The organism is Streptomyces sp. NBC_00019 (assembly GCF_045041015.1).
Taxonomy (GTDB): domain Bacteria; phylum Actinomycetota; class Actinomycetes; order Streptomycetales; family Streptomycetaceae; genus Streptomyces.
Window position 1 is genome coordinate 4785934 of the sequence record NZ_CP108302.1, and the last position, 20082, is coordinate 4806015.

Below are 20082 nucleotides of genomic sequence, written 5' to 3' on the forward strand. Positions count from 1 at the left end.
GGCGTCGTTGCTCACTGTGTCTAGGGGGACGGCGATGGACGGAGTACCGCGGGTGCCTGAGCAGCGGCGTCCCGGCTCCTCGGCGGAGCCGGAGCTGCCGCTGCGCTTCAGCGTGCTCGGACCGGTCCGCGCCTGGCGCGGCGAGGAGTCGTTGCCCATGGGCTCCCCGCAGCAACGGGCCCTGCTGGCCGCGCTGCTGCTGCGGGAGGGCCGTACGGCCACGGCGGCCGAACTGATCGACGCCCTGTGGGGCGAGGAGTCACCGCCCCAGGCGCTGGCGGCGCTGCGGACGTACGCCTCCCGGCTGCGCAAGGTCCTGGACCCCGACGTCCTGGTGAGCGAGTCGGGCGGGTACGCGATCCGCTCGCTGGGAGAGGGCGCGCTGGACCTCGCGGTGGCCCAGGAGCTGGCCACGGAGGCGGAGAAGGCGCGGGGCGCCGGGGATCTGTGCCACGCACGGGAGGTGCTGGGCCGGGTGCTCGCCCTGTGGGACGGCGAGGTCCTGGCGGGAGTGCCGGGCCCGTACGCGTCCTCGCAGCGGGTCAGGCTGGAGGAATGGCGGCTGCAACTCCTCGAGTCCCGGCTGGACATGGACCTGGAGCAGGGCTGCCACGCGGAGGCCGTCTCCGAACTGACGGCCCTGACGGCGGCCCACCCGCTCCGGGAGCGTTTGAGGGAACTCCTCATGCTCGCCCTCTATCGCAGTGGGCGCCAGGCGGAGGCGCTGGCGGTCTACGCCGACACCCGGCGTCTGCTGGCGGACGAACTGGGCGTGGACCCCCGCCCGGGCCTCCGCGACCTGCAACAGCGGATCCTCCAGGCGGACCCGGGACTGGCGGAACCGCCGTCCCCGCAGCCGGAACCCGCGGCCGCACCGGTCCGCCCGGCACAACTCCCGGCGACCGTCCCGGACTTCACGGGCCGCGCGTCCTTCGTGTCCGAACTGGGCGAGGTCCTGGCGTCGGCGGAGGGCCGCGTGATGGCGGTGTCGGCGCTGGCCGGCATCGGCGGCGTGGGCAAGACGACCCTGGCGGTGCACGTGGCACACCAGGCGCGCGGGGCCTTCCCCGACGGTCAGCTGTACGTCGATCTGCAGGGCGCGGGGTCCCGGGCGGCCGAGCCGGAGACCGTACTCGGCTCGTTCCTGCGGGCGCTGGGCACAGCGGACTCGGCGATCCCGGACTCCCTGGAGGAGCGGGCGGCGCTGTACCGCTCGGTCCTGGACGGGCGCCGGGTGCTGGTGCTGTTGGACAACGCGCGGGACGCGGCGCAGGTACGTCCGCTGCTCCCCGGCACGGAGGGGTGCGCGGCGCTGGTGACCTCCCGGGTACGGATGGTGGACCTCGCCGGGGCGCACCTGATCGACCTGGACGTGATGTCGCCGGACGAGGCTTTGGCGCTCTTCACGAGGATCGTGGGCGAGGAGCGGGTGGGCAGCGAGCGGGACGCCGCCCTGGACGTGGTGGCGGCGTGCGGCTTCCTGCCGTTGGCGATCCGCATCGCCGCGTCGCGCCTCGCGGCCCGGCGCACCTGGACGGTGTCCGTCCTGGCGGCGAAGCTGGCGGACGAGCGCCGGCGCCTGGACGAACTCCAGGCCGGGGACCTCGCGGTGAAGGCGACGTTCGAGCTGGGATACGGCCAGCTGGAGCCGGCCCAGGCCCGCGCCTTCCGGCTGCTCGGTCTGGCCGACGGTCCGGACATCTCGCTCGCCGCGGCGGCCGCGGTACTGGACCTGGACGCGGAGGAGACCGAGGACCTCCTGGAGTCCCTCGTCGACACGTCCCTGCTGGAATCGGCGGCGCCCGGCCGGTACCGGTTCCATGATCTGGTGCGACTCTACGCGCGTGCTTGTGCGGAGCGGGACGAGTGGCCGCCCAGCGAGAGGGGGTCGGCGCTGTCACGGTTGCTGAACTTCTACCTGGCCACGGCGGCGGGGGTCTATGCGATCGAGCGGCCGGGGGACCGGCTGGTGGATCACCTGTACCCGACCGGTAGCGCGGGCCTGGCGTTCCCCGACCGTCAGGCGGCCCGGGACTGGCTGTACTCCGAAGCCGTACCGCTTCTCGCCTGTGCACGGCAGTCGGCCCGGGGAAGCACACTGGGACGCGCGATCGACCTCCTGTGGGCATCCGTCGACCTCGCCGAGTCGGGCGCCAACGCGAAGGAGTACGAGGCCTCCGCCACGGCCCTGCGCGATGCCGCACGCACGGCCGGGGACATCCGCGCCGAGGGCCGGGCCTCCGTCGTGCTGAGCAACGCGCGACTGTTCTCCGGTCTGTTCGACCTGGCGTACCCGGAGGCCCAGGAGGCCATCCGGCTCGCCGAGGCCGCGGACGACCCGCTGCCCTCCTGCTGGGCGGCGAACATCCTCGGCAGCATCGCGTTCTACAAGAACCGCCACTCAGAGGCCGAACGCTACTTCAGCCAGGCGATCGACAAGTTCCGCGACTGCGGCGACATGGCGGGTTCCGCCAGCCCGCTGTGCAACCTGTCGCGACTCCATCTCGCCACCGGGCGGGCCGACACGGCTGTCGCACTCGCCCGCCAGGGAACCGACATCTACCAGGGGCTGGGACACACCCTCAGGGGCGCGAACGGTCTTTACGCCCTGGGAATGGCTCTCGGCAAGACCGGACAGCACACCGAGGCCTCCGCGCAACTGGTGGAGGCGCTCCGCGTGTTCCGCGACAGCCGTCAGCGTCTGTGGGAGGGGATGACCCTCTGCCGTCTGGCGGAAGTCGAACTGGACGCGCGCAAGCCGGCCCTGGCGGCGAGCAACGCCGAGATGGCACTCACCGTGCTGAGGGGCATCGGGGGCGAATGGCGCCGGGGGCACGTCCTCACGGTTCTCGGCCGGGCCTTGAACGGCATCGGTCACTCCGGCAGGGCGCAGGTCTGCTGGCGCGAGGCGCTGGAGATCTACGAGCGGTTGGACTCGCCGGAGGCGGCCGAGGTGCGCATGCTCCTCACTCCGGTCGCCGCCGCCTGAGGCCACCCGGGGCGCCCGTCCGCGGCGTTCATCGTTCGTTTATCGCGGCCCGGCAGTCTCTGTCTTGTCGATCCGTCGCGTCGGGGGGCAGACGGATCGCAGGTAAGGCCGCAGCGCTCACGGTTTAGGGTGGGCGGCCCGAGCAGCCCACCCGGGCACCCACGGGGGAGTGACCGGGTGGGCTCTCAGTTCACAATGATCCGCCCCAGGGGAGGCAGCACATGAGCAGCAGCGAGACCGACCCGGTCGTCAAGCCGGACAACACCCACGTCACGGACGTGGACAGCGGCGAGGAGATCAAGCCGCTCAACACCCACGTGACGAGCAGCCCGATCAAGCCGCTCAACACCCACGTCACCGACGTGGACGACGACGGCGGCGTGGCCACCCCGGACAACACACATGTCACGGAAGAGCCCGCCTGACCAGACCTTTTTCCCGCACGGGGATCGGCCGCGGCGGCGCGGAGGGGGAGCCGTCGCGGCCGAGGCGTGTCCGGGGAGCCCCGGGGTGGGGACAGATCTGCCGGTCACCCCCTCAGCTCCCCCTTGACCACCTTTCCGCTCGCGTTGCGCGGCAGCTCGGTCACGAACTCCACCGATCTCGGCACCTTGTAGTTCGCCATCTCCCGTCGTGACCAGGCGATCAGGTCGTCCCCGGTCGTCACCGCATCCGGCCGGCGCACGACGTAGGCCTTTCCCACCTCCCCGAGTCGGGGGTCCGGGATGCCGATCACGGCCACGTCGGCCACATCCGGGTGCAGGCCCAGGAGTTGCTCTATCTCCGCCGGGTAGGCGTTGAAGCCGCCGACGATGAACATGTCCTTGAGGCGGTCGGTGATGCGGAGGTTGCCCGCCTCGTCCAGGACGCCCACGTCGCCCGTTCGCAACCAGCCGTCCGGGTCCAGGACCTCCGCCGTCGCCGTCTCGTCCTCGTAGTAGCCCCGCATGACGTTGAAGCCCCGGACCATCACCTCGCCCGGGGCCCCAGGCGCCACCGCCTGGCCGCCGGCGGAGACCACCCGTACCTCCGTTCCCGGGATCGCCCTGCCCGACGTCGACGCGATCACCGTCGGCTCGTCGCCGCGGCGGCACATCGTCACCACACCGCTCGCCTCCGACAGGCCGTACGCCGTCAGGACCGTCTCCACGCCCAGTTCGGTCCGTAGGCGCTCCACCAGGGTCAGGGGGACCACTGCCGCGCCCGTCACCACCAGGCGCAGGGCCGACAGGTCGTACGCGTCGCGAGACGGGTGGTCCAGCAGGGACTGGTGGAGTGTCGGCGGGCCCGGGAGGACCGATACGCGCTCCGACGCGATGTTCGCCAGGGCCGTGTCCACGTTGAACACCGGCTGGGGGATCATCGTCGCGCCCCGCATCAGACAGGCGATCACGCCCGCCTTGTAGCCGAACGTGTGGAAGAACGGGTTCACGATCAGGTAGCGGTCACCCTGGCGCAGGCCCGCCAGATCGCTCCAGACCTCGTACGCCCGCAACGTCTGGGAATGCGTGATCACCGCGCCCTTCGGGCGGCCGGTCGTGCCCGAGGTGAAGACGATGTCCGAGGGCCACGAACCGCGTACCGAGGCCGCCCGGGTCCGTACCTCCGCCTCGCCCACTGCCTCCCCGCTCGCCAGGAAGTCCTTCCACGTCCAGTAGTCGGCCGGGGCGTCGTCCGAAAGAACCACCACCTGGGCCAGGGACGGCAGCCCCGGACCTTCCGCCACCGCCCGCCGCAGCGACGCCACGTACGACGTCCCCAGGAACGTCCCGGTCACGAACAACAACCGTGCTCCGCTGCGGCGCAGTACGTCCGCCGCCTCCGTTCCCTTGAACCGTGTGTTCAGCGGGACCAGTACCGCGCCGGCCGACACCGCGCCCAGCGCCGACACCATCCAGTCCAGGGAGTTGGGGGCCCAGATCGCGACCCGGTCGCCCGCCTCCACCCCGTTCGCCACGCACGCCGCCGCCGCGCGTTCCACTCGGGCGCCCAGTTCGGCGTACGTCACCCGTGTACGGCCCTCCACCACGGCCTCCACGTCCGCGTACCGCTCCGCCGCCGACCGGACCAGACCCGGAACGCTGCCCCACTCCACGTCTCCGCGCACAACCAGCCTCCAGAACCCAGTAGCTGACTACCCGTCAGATTAGCTGTAGCCTGACGCACTGTCAGCCCGGAGGACAGCCCCGCGGAGGTGCCCCATGACAGGACTCAAGGACGCCACCGCCATCGTCGGCATAGGCCAGACGCCCTTCGCCAAGAACCTCCCCGAGGACGAGAGATCCCTCGCCTGCCGTGCCGTGCTCGCCGCCCTCGACGACGCCGGTATCGCCCCGGGAGAGGTCGACGCCCTCGCCTCCTTCACCATGGAGGAGACCGACGAGGTGGAGCTCGCGAAGGCGGTCGGGTTCGGTGACCTCACCTTCTTCAGCAAGGTCGGGTACGGGGGCGGCGGCTCCTGTGCCACCGTCGGCCATCTCGCCGCCGCCATAGCCACCGGGCAGGCGACCGTGGGCGTGGCCTGGCGGTCGCGGAAGCGGGGGTCCGGGCCCCGGCCCTGGCGGAACACGGCCGTTCAGCTGCCGACCCCCGCCCAGTGGACCCGGCCCTACGGCCTCCTCCGGCCCGTCGACGAGATCGCCATGCTCACCCGCCGCTATATGCACGAGTACGGCGCGACCCGGGACCATCTGTTCAATGTCGCCCTCGCCTGCCGGAACAGGGCCAATCAGAATCCGGCGGCCGTCATGTACGAACGGCCCCTCACCCGCGAGATGTACATGACGTCGCGCTGGATCAGCGAGCCGCTCTGTCTCTTCGACAACTGCCTGGAGACCGATGGCGCGTTGGCGTGTGTCGTCGTCAGCAGGGAGCGGGCACGGGACTGCCGCCACACGCCCGTCTACGTCCACTCCGCCGCCCAGGGGCTCCCCGCCCAGCACCACGGCATGGTCAACTACTGGAACGACGACCCGCTCACCGGCCCGGCCTGGACCGCCGCCCGGCATCTGTGGAAGCACTCCGACTTCACCCCGCAGGATGTCGACGTCGCCCAGATCTACGACGCCTTCACCGCTCTCATCCCGCTCTCCCTGGAGGGCTACGGCTTCTGCGGGCGGGGAGAGGGCGGCGCCTTCACCGAGCAGGGCGCCCTCGAGATCGGCGGGCGGCTGCCGCTCAACACCGGCGGGGGCGGGCTCAGCGAGGCCTACGTCCACGGCTTCAACCTCATCAACGAAGGCGTCAAGCAGCTCCGTGGGACCAGTACCGCCCAGGTCCCGGACGCCGAGACCTGCCTGGTCACCGCCGGCGAGGGTGTCCCCACCTCCGCGCTGCTCCTGAGGACCTGAGGAGGCAACCCCCATGCTCACCCCCGTCACCGACCCCGACGGCGCCCCCTTCTGGCGCTACGCCGCCCAGGGCGAGCTCAGGGTCCAGGCCTGCGCCGACTGCGGCGAACCCCGCTTCCCGCCCCGCCCGTGCTGTCCGCACTGCCAGTCCTTCGAGACCGAATGGCGGCAGGTGTCCGGTCACGGCCGTATCTGGTCCTACGTCGTCCCCCATCCGCCGCTCCTCCCGGACTACGCGGCGCAGGCGCCGTACAACGTGGTCGTCGTCGAACTCACCGACCACCCCCGCGTCCGTCTCGTCGGCAACCTGGTCCGCTCGGCCGGGGCGCCACTCAACTCCCTTGATCCGGGCCGGATCCGTATCGGCGCCCGGGTGCATGTGGTGTTCTCCGACGGGCTTCCGCAGTGGGTGCTGTCGTGAGCGGTCTGGGGGTCAGCGTCGACAAGGACTCCGGCGTCGTCGTCGTCACCCTCGACCGGCCGCACAGGCTCAACGCGATCGATCTCTCCCTGCGGGACGCACTCGTGCAGGCGTGGCGGGAGTTGCGGTTCGACGACTCCGTGCGGGCGATCGTCCTCACGGGGGCGGGCGAGCGCGCCTTCTGCACCGGGCTGGACCGGGACGCGGAGGTTCCGCAGCCCAACTCCCCCTACATGGCCGACGATCCGCTTCTCCGTGTCGGGCCCAAGGCCAACGATCTCTGGAAGCCCGTCGTCGCCGCCGTGCGGGGGATGGCCTGCGGAGGCGCCTTCTACCTGCTCGGCGAGAGCGAGTTCATCGTCGCCGACACCACTGCGGCGTTCTTCGATCCGCACACGACGTACGGCATGGTCAGCGCGTACGAGTCGGTCCTCATGGCGCAACGGATGCCGTACGGCGAGGTCGCCCGCATGATGCTCATGGGGACCGCCGAGCGGATCTCCGCGCAGCGGGCCCACGAGACCGGGCTGGTCTCCGAACTCACCGAGCCCGGCGCCGCGTTGGAGACCGCGGTGCGGTGCGCCACCGTCATCGCCGGGTATCCGCCCGAGGGGGTGCAGGGCACCGTCCGGGCCCTGTGGGCGGCCAGGGAGGCCGCTCTCGCCGCCGGCTTCGTGCAGGCCCCGCATCTCATCTCGCTCGGGAACCTGCCGGACGAGCGGCAGGCGGAGCTGTTCGCCGCCCGCCGCCCGGAGTTCAGGACGCGCTGAGCTATCCGGCCACGCGCTGCGGGTCGACCAGCTCGCAGGTGCCGTCGGTCACCGTGGTGTTCGCGGTGACGAGGGCGGAGTCGGTGGCGCCCGCGGCGACGGAGAAGATCCCGCTGCTCCCGGTCGCGACCGTCGTACCGGCGGCGTCCTTGAAGGCCACCTGGAACATGTAGGAGTACGTCTCGCTCGTGCTGCTGTTGGTGGCGCGGACGTCGGCGACGAGGCTCTGGCCGTCGACCTTGCACTCCTCGATCCTCAGGTCCTGGGTCGCCTCACCCAGGGAGCTCGACTCGACGCCGCCGCCGGAGACCGAACCGGAGTCGTCGTCGTCATCGTGGTGGCTGCCGCTGCCGCCGGTCGAACTGCTCGAAGAACTGCTGGAGTTCGAGCTGCCGCCGAAGCAGCCGCCGCCGGACGAGTGCCGGGCACCGGTCAGGGCGACGACCACCCCGACGACGACGGCCACCTGACGGACATGGCGAAGCTTCACTGCTGATCCCCCGTTGTCAAAAGCCCCGAAAGGCACTGTCATGATCGTGAGCACGTCACGCTAACAGCCGTCACATGGCGCCCGTCCCGCCCCGGGCGTAGCGTCTGTGTGAGAGCGGTGAAGGAACAAGGAACCCGCTCCCCGCATCGACGGCCGCCGTCTGGAACCCCTTCCGGGCACCCGGTACGACGGCCGTCCCGGCCGCAGGGAGCCGCTTACGTGGTCCTGGCCGTCCCCGTTCCCTTCTCCGCGTCCAGCGCGTACACGCAGCGGTCCTTGCTGCACGCGTACACGACGCCGTCCTTCACCACCGGGGCGCCGGTGATCTCGCCGCCGGTCGCCAGCTTCCAGCGCAGCCGGCCGTCGTCGGCCTTCAGGGTGTACAGCAGGTGGTCCGTGGAGCCGAAGTGGATGCGGCCCTCCGCCACCGCGGGCGCGCCCACGATGTCGCCGCCCGCCTGGAAGCGCCACTTGGGCGTGCCGGTGACCGCGTCCAGGGTGTAGAGCCCCTTGCCGCTGCCGACGTGCACATGCCCGGCCACCACCAGCACCGGCTCGATCGAGGCGCGGGCCTCGGTGGCGATGCGCCAGCGGTCGCGGCCGTCGGCGGCGTCGAGGGCATAGACCGTGCCGAGATAGTCGGCCAGGTAGACGCCACCGCCGGTCACGGCCGGGCCCGGCACGAAGGTGGGCGGGCAGAGGAAGGCCGCCGGGGCCTCGAAGTGCCACTTCACATGGCCGTTCGCGACGTCCAGCGCGAGCACCCGGGTGCCGGCCGAGACATACACATAGCCGTCGGGCGCCTGCGTCACCCGGATCGGTACGCCGCCGCAGGAGGCCGCGTCGCCGATGGGGTACGACCAGCGCTCGTCGCCGGTGCGGGCGTCCAGGGCGCGCAGCCGGGCGTCCTGCCAGACGTACACCGTGCCGTCGTGCAGCGCCGGGCCTGCCTCCGGGGACTCGAAGTCCGTCTGGGCCCCGGTGAGCTCCCACAGTTTCTGGCCGCCCGAGGCCTCCCAGCCCTGGACGCCGCCGCCACGGCTGCCGGTGACCACCGTGCCCCGGTCGGCCTTGAGCGAGTACACCCAGGCGTCCGTCTGGATCCGCCACAGGTCGGCGCCCTCGCGGGCCTCCAGGGCGAACAGGGTGGGGCCGTCGGAGGCATGGATACGGCCGTCCGCGACCGCCATCGACCAGGCGACGTCCCGGGTCTTGAAGCGGCGGCGGCCGGTGGCCACATCGAGGGCGTGCACCTCGAAGGAGGTGACGTAGACGAGGTCGTCGGCGACGGAGGGAGTCCCCCACACGTCGTTCGACATGCGGAAACGCCACGGCCGCCAGCCGCCGCCCGGCTCCTGTGCGGGCGGTGCGGGTACGGCGGGGCCCACGGCGGCGTCCGTGCCGTTGACGCCGGGGCGCGGCTTGGACCAGCTGGCGACGAGGCCGGCCTCCGGCGGCGGCGCCTTGACGGCGGCGGCGCGGGCGTCGGCGACGCGCGGTCCGGGCCCGATGGGCACCTGGGCGCCCGCCAGCCGCACCGGGCCGGTGTCGGGGGCTCCGACGGGCACGGGGGCCGGGTCGTGGGAGGGCGGCGGGGGTACGGGGGCGACCCGGCCTCCGCCGCTGCGGCCGCCCGGGCCCGGCTTGACGGCCGGGCGCCCGTTGCGGCGCGACTCGATCAGGCCCACGGCCCGCTCGGGCAGCCAGGCCGACGCCGTACCGCTGTCGTCGGAGCCGGAGCCGAAGAGGTGCGGGGCGAGCTGGGACTGGAGGTCGGCCGGGTTGGGGCGGCCGGTGGCCTCCATCTGCATACAGGACTCGATGAGCGGACGGAGTTCGTCCGGGAGGCCTTCGAGGTCCGGGCCCTCGCGGAGCAGCATGAAGACCGTCTCGACCGGGTTGGCGCCGTGGAAGGGCGGGTGGCCGGTGGCGGCGAAGACCAGCATGGAGCCGAGCGAGAAGACGTCGCTCGCGCCGGTGACGCTGCGGGAGTCCTTGGCCTGCTCCGGCGACATGTAGGCGGGGGTACCCACCGCCACATTGGTCATGGTCAGACGCGTGTTCGATACGCCGGATGCGATACCGAAGTCGATCACCCGGGGGCCGTCCTCGACGACCAGCACGTTGGACGGCTTCAGGTCGCGGTGGACAAGGCCCGCCCCGTGGATCGACTGCAGGGCCTCCGCGACGCCGGCCGCGAGCCAGCGCACCGCCTGGGCCGGCATCGGCCCGCACTCGTTCACTATCTCTTCGAGGGAGGGCGCGGGGACGTACGCGGTGGCCAGCCAGGGCACGGCGGCGCGGGCGTCGGCGTCGACGACGGCCGCCGTGTAGAAGCCGGAGACCGCGCGGGCCGCCTCCACCTCGCGCGAGAAGCGGACGCGGAACAGCTGGTCCTCGGCGAGTTCCGTACGGACCGTCTTGATCGCCACGCGCCGGCCGGACGCCGAGCGCGCGAGATAGACCAGCCCCATGCCACCGGCGCCCAGCCGTCCCAGCACCTCGAACGGCCCGATCCGCCGCGGATCGTGCTGTGTCAGCTGATCCACCACTTGCCTGCCACCTCCCCGTACGGGCCGCGTCACACCCTTATGCACGCGGCCCCCGTGCAGCGTCTCACCACCGCACCGCCATGGCGGCACGCACCCTGATTCTTCCTGGCCGAGGCGCAGGTTGCGAACCCGGTTGCAAATCGGGATATCCTATGCCAAACCGGCGCTTTTCACCGCTCCGGTCGACCGTCGAGACGTTCCAGTACGGCGAACGACGCCCCCTGATTGTCGGTGACGACGGCGACTTTGCCGTACGACGTCTCGAAGGGTGGAGCCTGGACCCGCCCGCCGAGCCGGTTCACCGTCCCGAGCACGGCCTCACAGTCCTCGACTCCGAAGTGGACGACGAAGTGGGGCGGCATCTCGGCCGGAAAGACGTCGGAGACCGGGGCGCGGCCGAAATCGGGCCTGGCGTCCGGTCCGAACAGAGCGTCGTGGAACAGCCCGCCGTAGAAGGTGTTGGCGCCCTCGGTGTCCCGGGCGTACAGCTCGGCCCAGACGAAGGTGCCCGGCTCGTGCCGTACGCCGAAACCGGTGTGGGACTCCGGCTCCCACAGGCCGAAGACGGCGCCGTCCGGGTCGGTGACCAGGGCGCTGGTGCCCAGGTCGCCGACCGGCATGGGGGCGGTGACGACCTGTCCGCCGGCGGCCCAGACACGGTCGGCGAGGCCCTCGATGTCCGGGGTCGCGAAGTACACCGTCCAGACGGTGGGCATCCGCCCGTCCGTCTTGTGCGCGAGCGCGGCTACGGGCTCGCCCTCCTTCAGGGCCCATACGGCCCCGCCGTACCGCTGCTCCTCGAAGGTCCACCCGAAAAGCTCACCGTAGAAGCGCTTGCCCGCCTCCACGTCGGGAAGCTGCGCGTCCACCCAGCACGGGACGCCCTCTCCGTACGTGGATGCCCTGTTTTCGGCCATACCGCCAAACTAACGGCGACTCACGCAGCGCGCAGACCAGCGCACCAGCCTCAAAGCGCCCTCGCACCCCATTTGCAGTCGGCCGAATCGCGCTCCGATCACCCCTCGGTAAGCTGACGGCATGACAGGACAAGTGCGTACCGTCGACGGCCGCGTGGCCGGCCGGCGTGGGCAGGCGACCCGGCAGAAGCTGCTCGACTGCCTCAGCGAGATGCTCAGCTCCTCCCCTTACCGGGACGTCAAAGTCATCGATGTCGCCCGGAAAGCGGGTACTTCGCCCGCGACCTTCTACCAGTACTTCCCGGACGTCGAGGGCGCCGTCCTGGAGATCGCCGAGCAAATGGCCACCGAGGGCGGCCAGTTGACCCAGCTGCTCGAGGGCAGGTCATGGGTCGGCAAGGCGGGCTGGCAGACGGCGCAGGAACTTGTGGACGGTTTTCTCGAGTTCTGGCGCAGGAACGACGCGATCCTCAGGGTCGTCGACCTCGGTGCCGCCGAGGGCGACAAACGGTTCTACAAGCTCCGTATGAAGATCCTGAACTCCGTGAACAACTCCCTGTCCGACTCGGTCGCCGAGTTGCAGTCCAAGGGCAAGGTCGACAAGGACGTGAACCCGGCGGCGGTCGCCGGTTCACTGGTCGCGATGCTCGCGGCGGTCGCCTCGCACCAGAAGGGCTTCCAGACGTGGGGCGTCAAGCAGGCTGAACTCAAGCCGAACCTGGCGCTGTTGGTGCATCTGGGTGTGACCGGGAAGAAGCCGACCAAGTAACCGAGAGTCTTTTTTCAGGCACCAAGTCCTGTCTGGCGGGCGGTGGTTCACACGGGTGAGCCGCCGCCTGCCGTATTTTTCATGCCGGTAGCGGTCGGTCCTTCACGACGTGCTTCATCACCAGCGTGGACGTCAGCCGCTGCACCCCCGGCAGCGTGGCCAGCCGCTCGTCGTACAGCCGTTGATAGGCCGTGAGGTCCGCCGCGACCACCCGCAGCAGATAGTCCGGCTCCCCGAACAGCCGCTGCGCCTCCTGCACGCCCTCCACCTCCGCGAGCGCCCGCTCGAACCCGGCGACGGTGTCCCGGTCCTCCTGCCGCATGGTGACGAAGACGAGCGCCTCGAAGTTCAGCCCGACGGCCGAGGGCTCCACGACCGCCCGGTACCCGCTGATGGCACCGGCCCGCTCCAGCTCCCGCAGCCGCCGATGGCAGGGCGAGACGCTGAGCCGCACCCTCGCCGCCAGCTCGGTCACGGTCAGCCGCCCGTCCTGCTGAAGCTCGGCAAGAATTTTCCGGTCCACGTCGTCCATGGGGGAGATCTTCCCCCAGAACATGCGATCATGGGCAAATTTCGGGAACACTTTCGGGCCATTCACGCCTAATGTCCCCGGTATGCACTCGGGAACCCTCATCTCCTTCCTCGCCGTGGACCTCCTGCTGGTCTGCGTGCCGGGCGCCGACTGGGCGTACGCGATATCCGCAGGTCTGCGCGGACGCTCGGTGGCGTGGGCGGTGGGCGGCCTGGTGTCCGGGTACGCGCTGCACACGGCGCTCGCGGTGGCGGGCCTGGCGGTGCTGGTGGCCGGGGAGCCCGGTCTGCTGACCGCGCTGACGGTGGCCGGGGCCGGGTACCTGGTGTGGCTGGGGTGGAGCGTGCTGCGCAGGCCGGGCGTCCCCGGCACCACGGAAGAGTCCGTGGAGACCTCTGACGCCCGCGTCTTCCTGCGGGGCGCGACGATCAGCGGCCTGAACCCCAAGGGGCTGCTGCTCTACCTCTCGGTCCTGCCGCAGTTCCTCACCACGACGGGCGCCCCCGTGCCCGTCCAGACCGCCACCCTGGGCGTCCTGCACATGGTGTGCTGCGCCGCCGTCTATCTGACGGTCGGCCTCGCGGCCCGCGCGGTCCTGGGCGCCCGCCCGGCGGCGGCCCGCGCGGTCACCCGCACCTCGGGCGCCGCGATGCTGGGAATCGGCGCGTTCCTGCTGGTCCAGCGCCTGGGGACGCTCTAGAAGTTACTTCCGTACGATCCTGAAGAGCCGTATCTCCCGCTCGATCCGGGCCTGATACGTCGCGTACGGCGGCCAGAAGGCCAGCGCCGCCTTCCATACGGCGGCCCGCTCCTCCCCTTCCAGCAGATGGGCCGTCACGGCGATGTCGGAGCCCTTCCAGCTGATCTCGACGTCGGGACGGGCCATCAGGTTGGCGGTCCAGGCGGGATGCCCGTCCCGTCCGAAGTTGGACCCGATGAGAATCCAGCTCCGCCCGCCCTCCTCGGGCATACAGGCAAGGGGCGTACGACGCGTCAGCCCGCTGCGCGCACCGACGGACGTCAGGATCACGCCCGGCAGCATCTGCGCGCTGAGGATGACCTTCCCGCGCGTGAGCCGGTGCACGGCCCGGTCCAGCGCCGGAATGACATGCGGGGCGACCTTGGCGAACCCCCGCGTGGACGAGATCCTCTGTACCGCGCGTACCCCGATCACACCGCCACCTCCGGCCGCCCGGTCACCTCGAAGAGCCGCGCCGCGTCGGCCGCGTGCGCCCGCAGCCGGTGCACCGGCCCGAACAGCAGTTCGTCGCCGGCGGCCCGCTTGAAATACAGCTGGACGTCGTGCTCCCAGGTGAAGCCGATGCCCCCGTGCAACTGGACGGCTTCCCCGGCGGCGGCACGCAGCGCCTCCAGCCCCTGAGCGAGGGCAAGCCCGCCCACACGCTCTCCGTGCACGGTGGCCCAGGCCGCGTAGTACGCCGCCGAACGCGCCGCCTGCACCTGCACATACACATCGGCCAGCCGGTGCTTGACCGCCTGGAACGACCCGATGGCCCGCCCGAACTGCTCCCGCTGCTTCACGTACTCGACGGTCCGCTCCAGCACCCGGTCGGCCGCCCCGACTGCCTCGCAGGCGAGGAAGACGGCGGCGAAGTCCCCGAGCCGGGCCAGCGCGCCCAGCACATCGGCACTCTCGTCGCCCAGCAACTCGGCCTCCGCGTTGCGCAGTTGGAGCCGGGCGAGCGGGCGGGTGGCGTCGAGGGCGGTCTGCCGTACGCGCACGAGCCCGTCGGTGTCCCCGGGGACGAGGAAGACAAGGGTGCGGGACCGGGCGAACCCGCCGGTGTGCGCGGCGACGAGCAGAACCCCGGCGGAGTGCCCGTCGAGAACGTGATCGATCTCCCCGTACAACCGCCAGCCGCCCCCCTCTCCGTCAGCGTCTCCGCTCCCGACCCGTCGGGCCTGTACGCCCCCCGCACGCCCGCCCCCCGCCCAGTCCCCGCCGTTGTCCCCGGTGAGCGCGAGACCGGCGGCGGGCACGGCGAGGGCGGCGGTGAGGGAGCCGTCGGCGATCCGGGGCAGCAGTTCGGCCCGCTGGACCTCGGTCCCGATCGCGAGGACGAGCGGGGCGACGAGGACGGCGGTGGCGAGCAGGGGTGAGGGAGCGAGGACCCGTCCCGTCTCCTCTCCCGCGAGGGCGAGTTCGGTGGCGGAGCAGCCCGCACCCCCGTACCCCTCGGGAAGGGCGAGTCCGGGCAGTCCGAGCTGCTCGGAGAGGGTGGCCCACAACCCGGCGTCGTACCCCTGCGGACGGTCGACGGCGGCCCGCGCCTCCTGAGCCCCGCACCGCTTCTGCAGGAGTTCGCGCAAGGTACGGCGGATCTCCTCCTGCTCGGTGGTGAAGCCGGCGTCCATGGCGACCCCTTCCCTCCGGATCTGACGGTCCGTCATATTAGGAGCGTCGGGTCGATATGGACAGACAGAGGGAGAGACCTTTCATGACGGCCGGAACCCGGAAAGTCGCAGTGGTCGGTGTGTCCCTCTCCGACTGCGGCCGCGTGGACGACGCGACGCCGTACACCCTGCACGCCCAGGCCGCCCGCCGGGCCCTGGCGGACGCGGGACTCGACAGGTCGCTGGTGGACGGCTTCGCCTCGGCGGGCACGGGTGCGCTGGCCCCGGTGGAGGTGGCGGAGTACCTGGGCCTGCGCCCCACCTGGATGGACTCCACCTCGGTGGGCGGCTCGACCTGGGAGGTCATGGCGGCCCACGCGACGGACGCGATAGCGGCGGGCCACGCGAACGCGGTCCTCCTGGTGTACGGCTCGACGGCGCGCGCGGACATCAAGGCGGGCCGGCGCACCGGAAACCTCTCCTTCGGCGCCCGCGGCCCTCTCCAGTTCGAAGTCCCCTACGGCCACACGCTGATCGCCAAGTACGCGATGGCCGCCCGCCGCCACATGATCGAACACGGCACGACGATCGAGCAGTTGGCGGAGGTCGCGGTCCAGGCAAGGGCGAACGCGGCCCTGAACCCGGAGGCGATGTTCCGCACCCCGATCACCGTGGACGACGTGATGTCCGGCCCGATGATCGCGGACCCCTTCACCAAGCTGCACTGCTGCATCCGCTCGGACGGCGGGGCGGCGGTACTGCTGACGGCGGAGGAGTACGTACGCGACTGCCGCACCGCCCCCGTCTGGGTCCTCGGCACCGGGGAACACCTCTCGCACGCCACGATGTCGGAATGGCCGGACTTCACGGTGTCGCCGGCGGCGGTGAGCGGACGTCTGGCCTTCGAGAGGGCGGGGGTGCGCCCGGAGGAGATCGACCTCGCCGAGATCTACGACGCCTTCACGTACATGACGCTGGTGACGCTGGAGGACCTGGGCTTCTGCAAGAAGGGGGAAGGCGGAGCGTTCGTGCAGTCCCGCACGCTGCCGGTGAACACGGACGGGGGCGGCCTGTCGGCCCAGCACCCGGGGATGCGGGGCCTGTTCCTCCTGGTCGAGGCGGTACGACAGCTGCGCGGTGAGACGGGCGCGCGCCAAGTACGGGCCAGGGACGGCGGCTTGCCCCGGCTGGCCGTGGCGTCCGGCACGGGGGGTTGGTTCTGTTCGTCGGGGACGGTGATCCTGGGCCGGGGGTGAGCCGGGCGCCGGACACGGCCTACCGTTCGCCCCGGACCGTGACGACGGCCTCGTCATTGTCCGGATCCGGGTCCCGGCGGCCGACGTCCCAGGGGCCGGACGGGTCCGGCTCCTCCAGGGACAGGGTGCCCTCGCCCGGTTCGCCGAGGGTCATGGTGAACTCGAAGGAGCGGGAGTCGCCGGGCTCGAGGAATCCGACGGCGCAGGTGTACGCGTACCCGTTGCTCTCGCAGTACTCCTGGTAGACGTCGTCGTCGATCTCCTCCATGGGCTGCTTCACCATGGTCGTCCCGAAGGGCGGGCCGAACACCACCTCGGCCGCGGCACCGGCGTCGGCGGGGCCGTTGTTGCGGACCGTGATCTCGAAGGTGCGCTCGTCGCCGGGTTCGCCGACCAGGGTCACATCGGAGACCTCGTAGTCGGCGTAGGAGTCGAGCACGACGTACGTACTCCCGCCGCCCCCGACGTACGGCCCCTTGACGGCCTTGGTCTTCTCGGGCCGGAGTTCCGGGCCGTCGCCGAAGTCGCCGCCCTTCGGATAGGTCTTGTAGTGACCCGGTCCCATGTCCAGCGCCCAGACGTCCTTGCCGTAGGAGACGTACATGTCCTCCTTCGTCGTACGCAGCCGCACGGCGGGCCGCAGGACGACGGTCTCCCCGGGGTCGATCGTCAGCTCCGGGAACTCACAGACAGCGACGTGATCGTGACTCTGCGGTGCATAACGGCAGTTGGAGTACTTTTCCGCGAAGCCCGCGGTGCTCGCGCTCAGTTCCACCCCGAGCCCCTTCACCGGCAGCTCTCCGGTGTTCCGCACGACGACGGAGTCGGCCAGTTCGGCCCCGGGCCGCGGCCCGTTCTTCGCGTACTCGGACGCCAGCGCCTCCACCACCGGCTCCCCCACGACGAACCGGGTCCTCGCGGTGAGCTTCTTCCCGTCCTTCGTGGTGTACGTGTAGGTCACGACCGCCGAGTCCCCGACCTCGGCCCCCTCGGCCGCCACCACCTTGGCGCGGGGCGCGTCGGCCCAGTTGCTGTAGTCGCCGTCGACCTCACACGTCACATGTGCGGAACTGCCCTTGCACCCGCCGTACTTGCGGATCACGACCGTGTCCTCCGCGCCCTTCGGCACATCCGCGGCGAGCATCCGGACTCCGGGCTCGTCACCGTCCTCGCCCTTGAGCTCGTACGGCATCTTGTCCTGCACGCCGGCCTTGTCGCCCTGGGGGCGGAGGTAGAAGACCGCGGGTGCGGTGAGGGACGGCGGCTCTTCGCCGTCGCTGGTGCACGCGGTGAGGGAGGCGGCGAGGAGGACGGCCGCGGCCAGGCGCCTCAACGGACGGTGGGGGCGGGGGCTGTGCCGAGGCAGGCGGCGCCTTCGTCGTCGCTGTGGCTCGACTTGAACCACGTCAGTTCGGTGTTCACAGCAGTCCCGCTTTCCCGCTCCGGTCCGGAGATCAGAACGTACTGCCATCGCGTCCTTCGGCGTACCCGCACCGGACGGGAACATCCGCCCCCTCGGCCGACGTTGTGGCGTACCGGAACGGTGAGTTCGTGAGGCAGCCGCACACCTCTGGAGGAGACCGTATGACCGCCCTGACCCGGTTGGAACGCGAGCAATTCCTGGCCGAACCCCATGTGGCCGCGCTGTCGGTGGACGGCGGAGAGGGACGGGCGCCGCTCTCCGTGCCGATCTGGTACCAGTACGAGCCCGGCGGCGACATCTGGATCCTCACCGGCCTCGGCTCCCGCAAGCAACGGCTGATCGACGCGGCGGGCCGCTTCTCCCTCATGGTGGACACGGTCGAGCCGAAGCTGAAGTACGTGTCCGTGGAGGGCCCGGTCCTCGACACCACCCCCGCCACGATCGAACTCCTGCGGGAGATTTCCGCGCGCTATCTGCCGCCCGAGAAGGTGGAGGGGTACGTCGACTTCGCCTGGAAGAATCACGGCGAGCAGGTGATCATCCGGCTGCGCCCGGAGCGCTGGGTGTCATCGGACATCGGTTCGTTGTAGGCGGCACCTCGGGTGAGAATCGGGGCATGGGAACAGATCTTCACGCACTCCTGAGATCACTGCGGGTATGGGCCCCCGAGGCCACCACCCTGCCCCCCTTCGACCCGGCCACGGCCCCCGCCGAACCACTTCCCCTCTTCACGGAGTGGTTCGCGGAGGCGGTGGCGGCAGGCCAGCCCGAACCGCACACGATGTCCCTGGCCACCTCGGACGAGGCCGGCCACCCGGACGTACGCACGGTGATGCTGCACGGCGCCGACACCACGGGCTGGACCTTCGCCACCCACGTGACCAGCCGCAAGGGCCACCACCTCGCGGCCCGCCCCTACGCGGCTCTCGGCTTCTACTGGCCGGCCCTGGGCCGCCAGGTCCGCGTCCGGGGCCCGGTCACCGCGGCCCCCTCCCAGGAGGGCCAGGCCGACCTCCACGCCCGCTCGACAGGCGCCCTGGCCGCCGCGCTCACCGGCCGCCAGAGTGAAGTCCTGGGCTCACTGGCGGAGTTGACCGAGGCCTCCGAGACAGCCTGGACCGAGGCCCAGTCACGACCGGACGCCCCGGTCCCGACGTGGACCCTGTACCGCCTGGCCCCGGAGGAGGTGGAGTTCTTCCAGGGGGACGCCCAGCGGCGCCATGTGCGGCTGGCGTATCGCCGTACGGGGGAGGGGTGGACGCCGACGTTGCTCTGGCCCTGACGGGACGGGTCCGCATCTGCCGGTCACCGCCGCCACCCGCCCACCCGACCGCCGGTCACCCCAGGAAGTCGTACACCTCGAACTCCCCCACCCCCTGATACCCCACCCTCCGATACAGCCGGTTGCTCGTGGCGTTCGCCAGATCCGCGAACAGCAGCACGTCCTGCGCCCCGGCCGCCGACGCCCCCCGACTCGCCGCCACCGTCGCGGCTCCCGCGTACCCCCGCCCCCGGAACTCGACCGGCGTGTAGACGGGCGCCACCCGCACCTGCCCGGCGACCATGGGATGCGTCCCTGCCATGGACACGGGCACCCCCTCCGGGGTCTCCCACAGCACCACGCCCCCGTACCGGATCCGGACGTCGGCCCAGGACTCGGCGTCACCGGCGGCGGCATTCCCGACGGCCTCGGCGAACTCCTCGTGCCAGCGCATCAGTAGCTCGCGGTCCCGCGCGCCCGCGACCCTGGCCCGCCCCTCCGGCATCGGTGAGGGTGGCTTCAACTCACCGAGGCGGTAGAGCCGTTGGCGCTGATGAAGCTCGGCCTTGGCACCCGTGCGCCGCTGCCACGCCTCCGCGAAGGCACCGGCCGTCGCCTGCTCGGCGGACACCCCCGGCAGCGCATGCCCCAGCCCCGCCAACTGCTCGGCCAACGCCTCCATCGACGCCTCCGTATCCGTCTCCGTATCCGTCTCCGCCACGGCAAGCGGCGTGAGGGTCAGCCGATACGGCGGCGCACACGGAACCACGCCCCCCGGACCACTCCCTCCCCCTCCAGCACCCCGAAGACCGGCGCCTCGGTCCCGTACGCCTGCGGCCCCCGCACCCGCAGCGTCCCGGTCACCGTCAGCAGGACGGTGTGCAGCACCGGCCGCGAGTGCAGGAAGGTTCCGGCAACGCCGAGAAACTCATCGAGATCCTCGATCACCACCCACCTCATCGCGCACCCCCGCTCACCGCGCCGCTCCCCCTCACCA

Annotated in this window: 18 protein-coding genes and 1 pseudogene; 10 read left to right on the forward strand and 9 right to left on the reverse strand. The window is 71.4% G+C overall.

The features are described from left to right. The first annotated feature begins 34 nt into the window (after nucleotides 1–34). Nucleotides 35–2989, forward strand: a complete 2955-nt coding sequence (locus tag OHU89_RS22380) for a BTAD domain-containing putative transcriptional regulator (RefSeq protein WP_405645312.1) — start codon at nucleotides 35–37, stop codon at nucleotides 2987–2989. Between the two features lie 221 nt (nucleotides 2990–3210). After that, complete coding sequence (locus OHU89_RS22385) at nucleotides 3211–3414, forward strand: hypothetical protein (protein ID WP_266890992.1); 204 nt, start codon at nucleotides 3211–3213, stop codon at nucleotides 3412–3414. A gap of 104 nt (nucleotides 3415–3518) precedes the next feature. Here the strand turns inward: OHU89_RS22385 and OHU89_RS22390 are convergent, their stop codons facing one another. Beyond that, nucleotides 3519–5096 carry a FadD3 family acyl-CoA ligase gene (locus tag OHU89_RS22390; RefSeq protein WP_405645315.1) on the reverse strand — a complete coding sequence of 526 codons (1578 nt, stop codon included), beginning with the start codon at nucleotides 5094–5096 and terminating at the stop codon, nucleotides 3519–3521. Nucleotides 5097–5190: 94 nt separating this feature from the next. Between OHU89_RS22390 and OHU89_RS22395 the strand changes: the two genes are divergently transcribed. The 3 genes from OHU89_RS22395 to OHU89_RS22405 are packed head-to-tail and all read left to right on the forward strand — an operon-like array spanning nucleotide 5191 to nucleotide 7530. After that, the gene (locus OHU89_RS22395) at nucleotides 5191–6339 is read left to right on the forward strand and encodes a lipid-transfer protein (protein WP_266890988.1); all 1149 of its coding nucleotides are present in this window, start codon (nucleotides 5191–5193) and stop codon (nucleotides 6337–6339) included. Between the two features lie 13 nt (nucleotides 6340–6352). Continuing rightward, on the forward strand, nucleotides 6353–6760 hold the full coding sequence (locus tag OHU89_RS22400; protein ID WP_405645317.1) for a Zn-ribbon domain-containing OB-fold protein: 408 nt from the start codon (nucleotides 6353–6355) through the stop codon (nucleotides 6758–6760). Further along, on the forward strand, nucleotides 6757–7530 hold the full coding sequence (locus OHU89_RS22405) for an enoyl-CoA hydratase/isomerase family protein (protein ID WP_405645319.1): 774 nt from the start codon (nucleotides 6757–6759) through the stop codon (nucleotides 7528–7530). Before OHU89_RS22400 ends, OHU89_RS22405 begins: the two co-directional genes overlap by 4 nt. Before the next feature lies 1 nt (nucleotide 7531). Here the strand turns inward: OHU89_RS22405 and OHU89_RS22410 are convergent, their stop codons facing one another. The 3 genes from OHU89_RS22410 to OHU89_RS22420 all read right to left on the reverse strand — a co-directional run bounded on the left by OHU89_RS22410 (nucleotide 7532) and on the right by OHU89_RS22420 (nucleotide 11489). Beyond that, nucleotides 7532–8020 carry a hypothetical protein gene (locus OHU89_RS22410; RefSeq protein ID WP_405645321.1) on the reverse strand — a complete coding sequence of 163 codons (489 nt, stop codon included), beginning with the start codon at nucleotides 8018–8020 and terminating at the stop codon, nucleotides 7532–7534. Nucleotides 8021–8235: 215 nt separating this feature from the next. Next, a complete protein-coding gene (locus OHU89_RS22415) occupies nucleotides 8236–10572 on the reverse strand; it encodes a PQQ-binding-like beta-propeller repeat protein (protein ID WP_405645323.1) in 2337 nt (778 codons plus the stop codon). 170 nt (nucleotides 10573–10742) lie between these two features. Continuing rightward, nucleotides 10743–11489, reverse strand: a complete 747-nt coding sequence (locus tag OHU89_RS22420; protein ID WP_405645325.1) for a VOC family protein — start codon at nucleotides 11487–11489, stop codon at nucleotides 10743–10745. A 133-nt stretch (nucleotides 11490–11622) separates the two neighbouring features. Here OHU89_RS22420 and OHU89_RS22425 point away from each other — a divergent pair, with 133 nt between their 5' ends. Then, a complete protein-coding gene (locus OHU89_RS22425; protein WP_171147642.1) occupies nucleotides 11623–12258 on the forward strand; it encodes a TetR family transcriptional regulator in 636 nt (211 codons plus the stop codon). Nucleotides 12259–12337: 79 nt separating this feature from the next. Here OHU89_RS22425 and OHU89_RS22430 read toward each other — a convergent pair whose 3' ends face one another. Beyond that, entirely contained in the window at nucleotides 12338–12790 is a 453-nt protein-coding gene (locus tag OHU89_RS22430) for an Lrp/AsnC family transcriptional regulator (protein ID WP_046262935.1), read from the reverse strand. Nucleotides 12791–12872: 82 nt separating this feature from the next. Between OHU89_RS22430 and OHU89_RS22435 the strand changes: the two genes are divergently transcribed. Next, nucleotides 12873–13490 (forward strand): LysE family translocator, encoded by a 618-nt coding sequence (locus tag OHU89_RS22435; RefSeq protein WP_405645328.1) that lies wholly within the window; start codon nucleotides 12873–12875, stop codon nucleotides 13488–13490. Nucleotides 13491–13493: 3 nt separating this feature from the next. On the opposite strand, the gene OHU89_RS22440 is transcribed toward OHU89_RS22435, so the two are convergent. Together OHU89_RS22440 and OHU89_RS22445 are read right to left on the reverse strand one after the other, a co-directional pair. After that, on the reverse strand, nucleotides 13494–13964 hold the full coding sequence (locus OHU89_RS22440; RefSeq protein WP_405645330.1) for a nitroreductase/quinone reductase family protein: 471 nt from the start codon (nucleotides 13962–13964) through the stop codon (nucleotides 13494–13496). After that, nucleotides 13961–15166 (reverse strand): acyl-CoA dehydrogenase family protein, encoded by a 1206-nt coding sequence (locus OHU89_RS22445; RefSeq protein WP_405654605.1) that lies wholly within the window; start codon nucleotides 15164–15166, stop codon nucleotides 13961–13963. The genes OHU89_RS22440 and OHU89_RS22445 overlap by 4 nt, the downstream gene beginning before the upstream one ends. Before the next feature lie 83 nt (nucleotides 15167–15249). On the opposite strand from OHU89_RS22445, the gene OHU89_RS22450 reads away from it, so the two are divergent. Continuing rightward, on the forward strand, nucleotides 15250–16401 hold the full coding sequence (locus tag OHU89_RS22450; RefSeq protein WP_405645331.1) for a thiolase C-terminal domain-containing protein: 1152 nt from the start codon (nucleotides 15250–15252) through the stop codon (nucleotides 16399–16401). Nucleotides 16402–16420: 19 nt separating this feature from the next. Here OHU89_RS22450 and OHU89_RS22455 read toward each other — a convergent pair whose 3' ends face one another. After that, the gene (locus OHU89_RS22455) at nucleotides 16421–17734 is read right to left on the reverse strand and encodes a hypothetical protein (protein ID WP_405645333.1); all 1314 of its coding nucleotides are present in this window, start codon (nucleotides 17732–17734) and stop codon (nucleotides 16421–16423) included. A 251-nt stretch (nucleotides 17735–17985) separates the two neighbouring features. Here OHU89_RS22455 and OHU89_RS22460 point away from each other — a divergent pair, with 251 nt between their 5' ends. Together OHU89_RS22460 and OHU89_RS22465 are read left to right on the forward strand one after the other, a co-directional pair. Next, entirely contained in the window at nucleotides 17986–18414 is a 429-nt protein-coding gene (locus OHU89_RS22460; protein WP_405645335.1) for a pyridoxamine 5'-phosphate oxidase family protein, read from the forward strand. A gap of 26 nt (nucleotides 18415–18440) precedes the next feature. Beyond that, nucleotides 18441–19106, forward strand: coding sequence for a pyridoxal 5'-phosphate synthase (locus tag OHU89_RS22465; protein WP_405645337.1), 666 nt, complete (start codon nucleotides 18441–18443; stop codon nucleotides 19104–19106). Nucleotides 19107–19161: 55 nt separating this feature from the next. Here OHU89_RS22465 and OHU89_RS22470 read toward each other — a convergent pair. After that, nucleotides 19162–20045 (reverse strand): annotated as a pseudogene (locus OHU89_RS22470) (GNAT family N-acetyltransferase). Nucleotides 20046–20082: the final 37 nt, after the last annotated feature.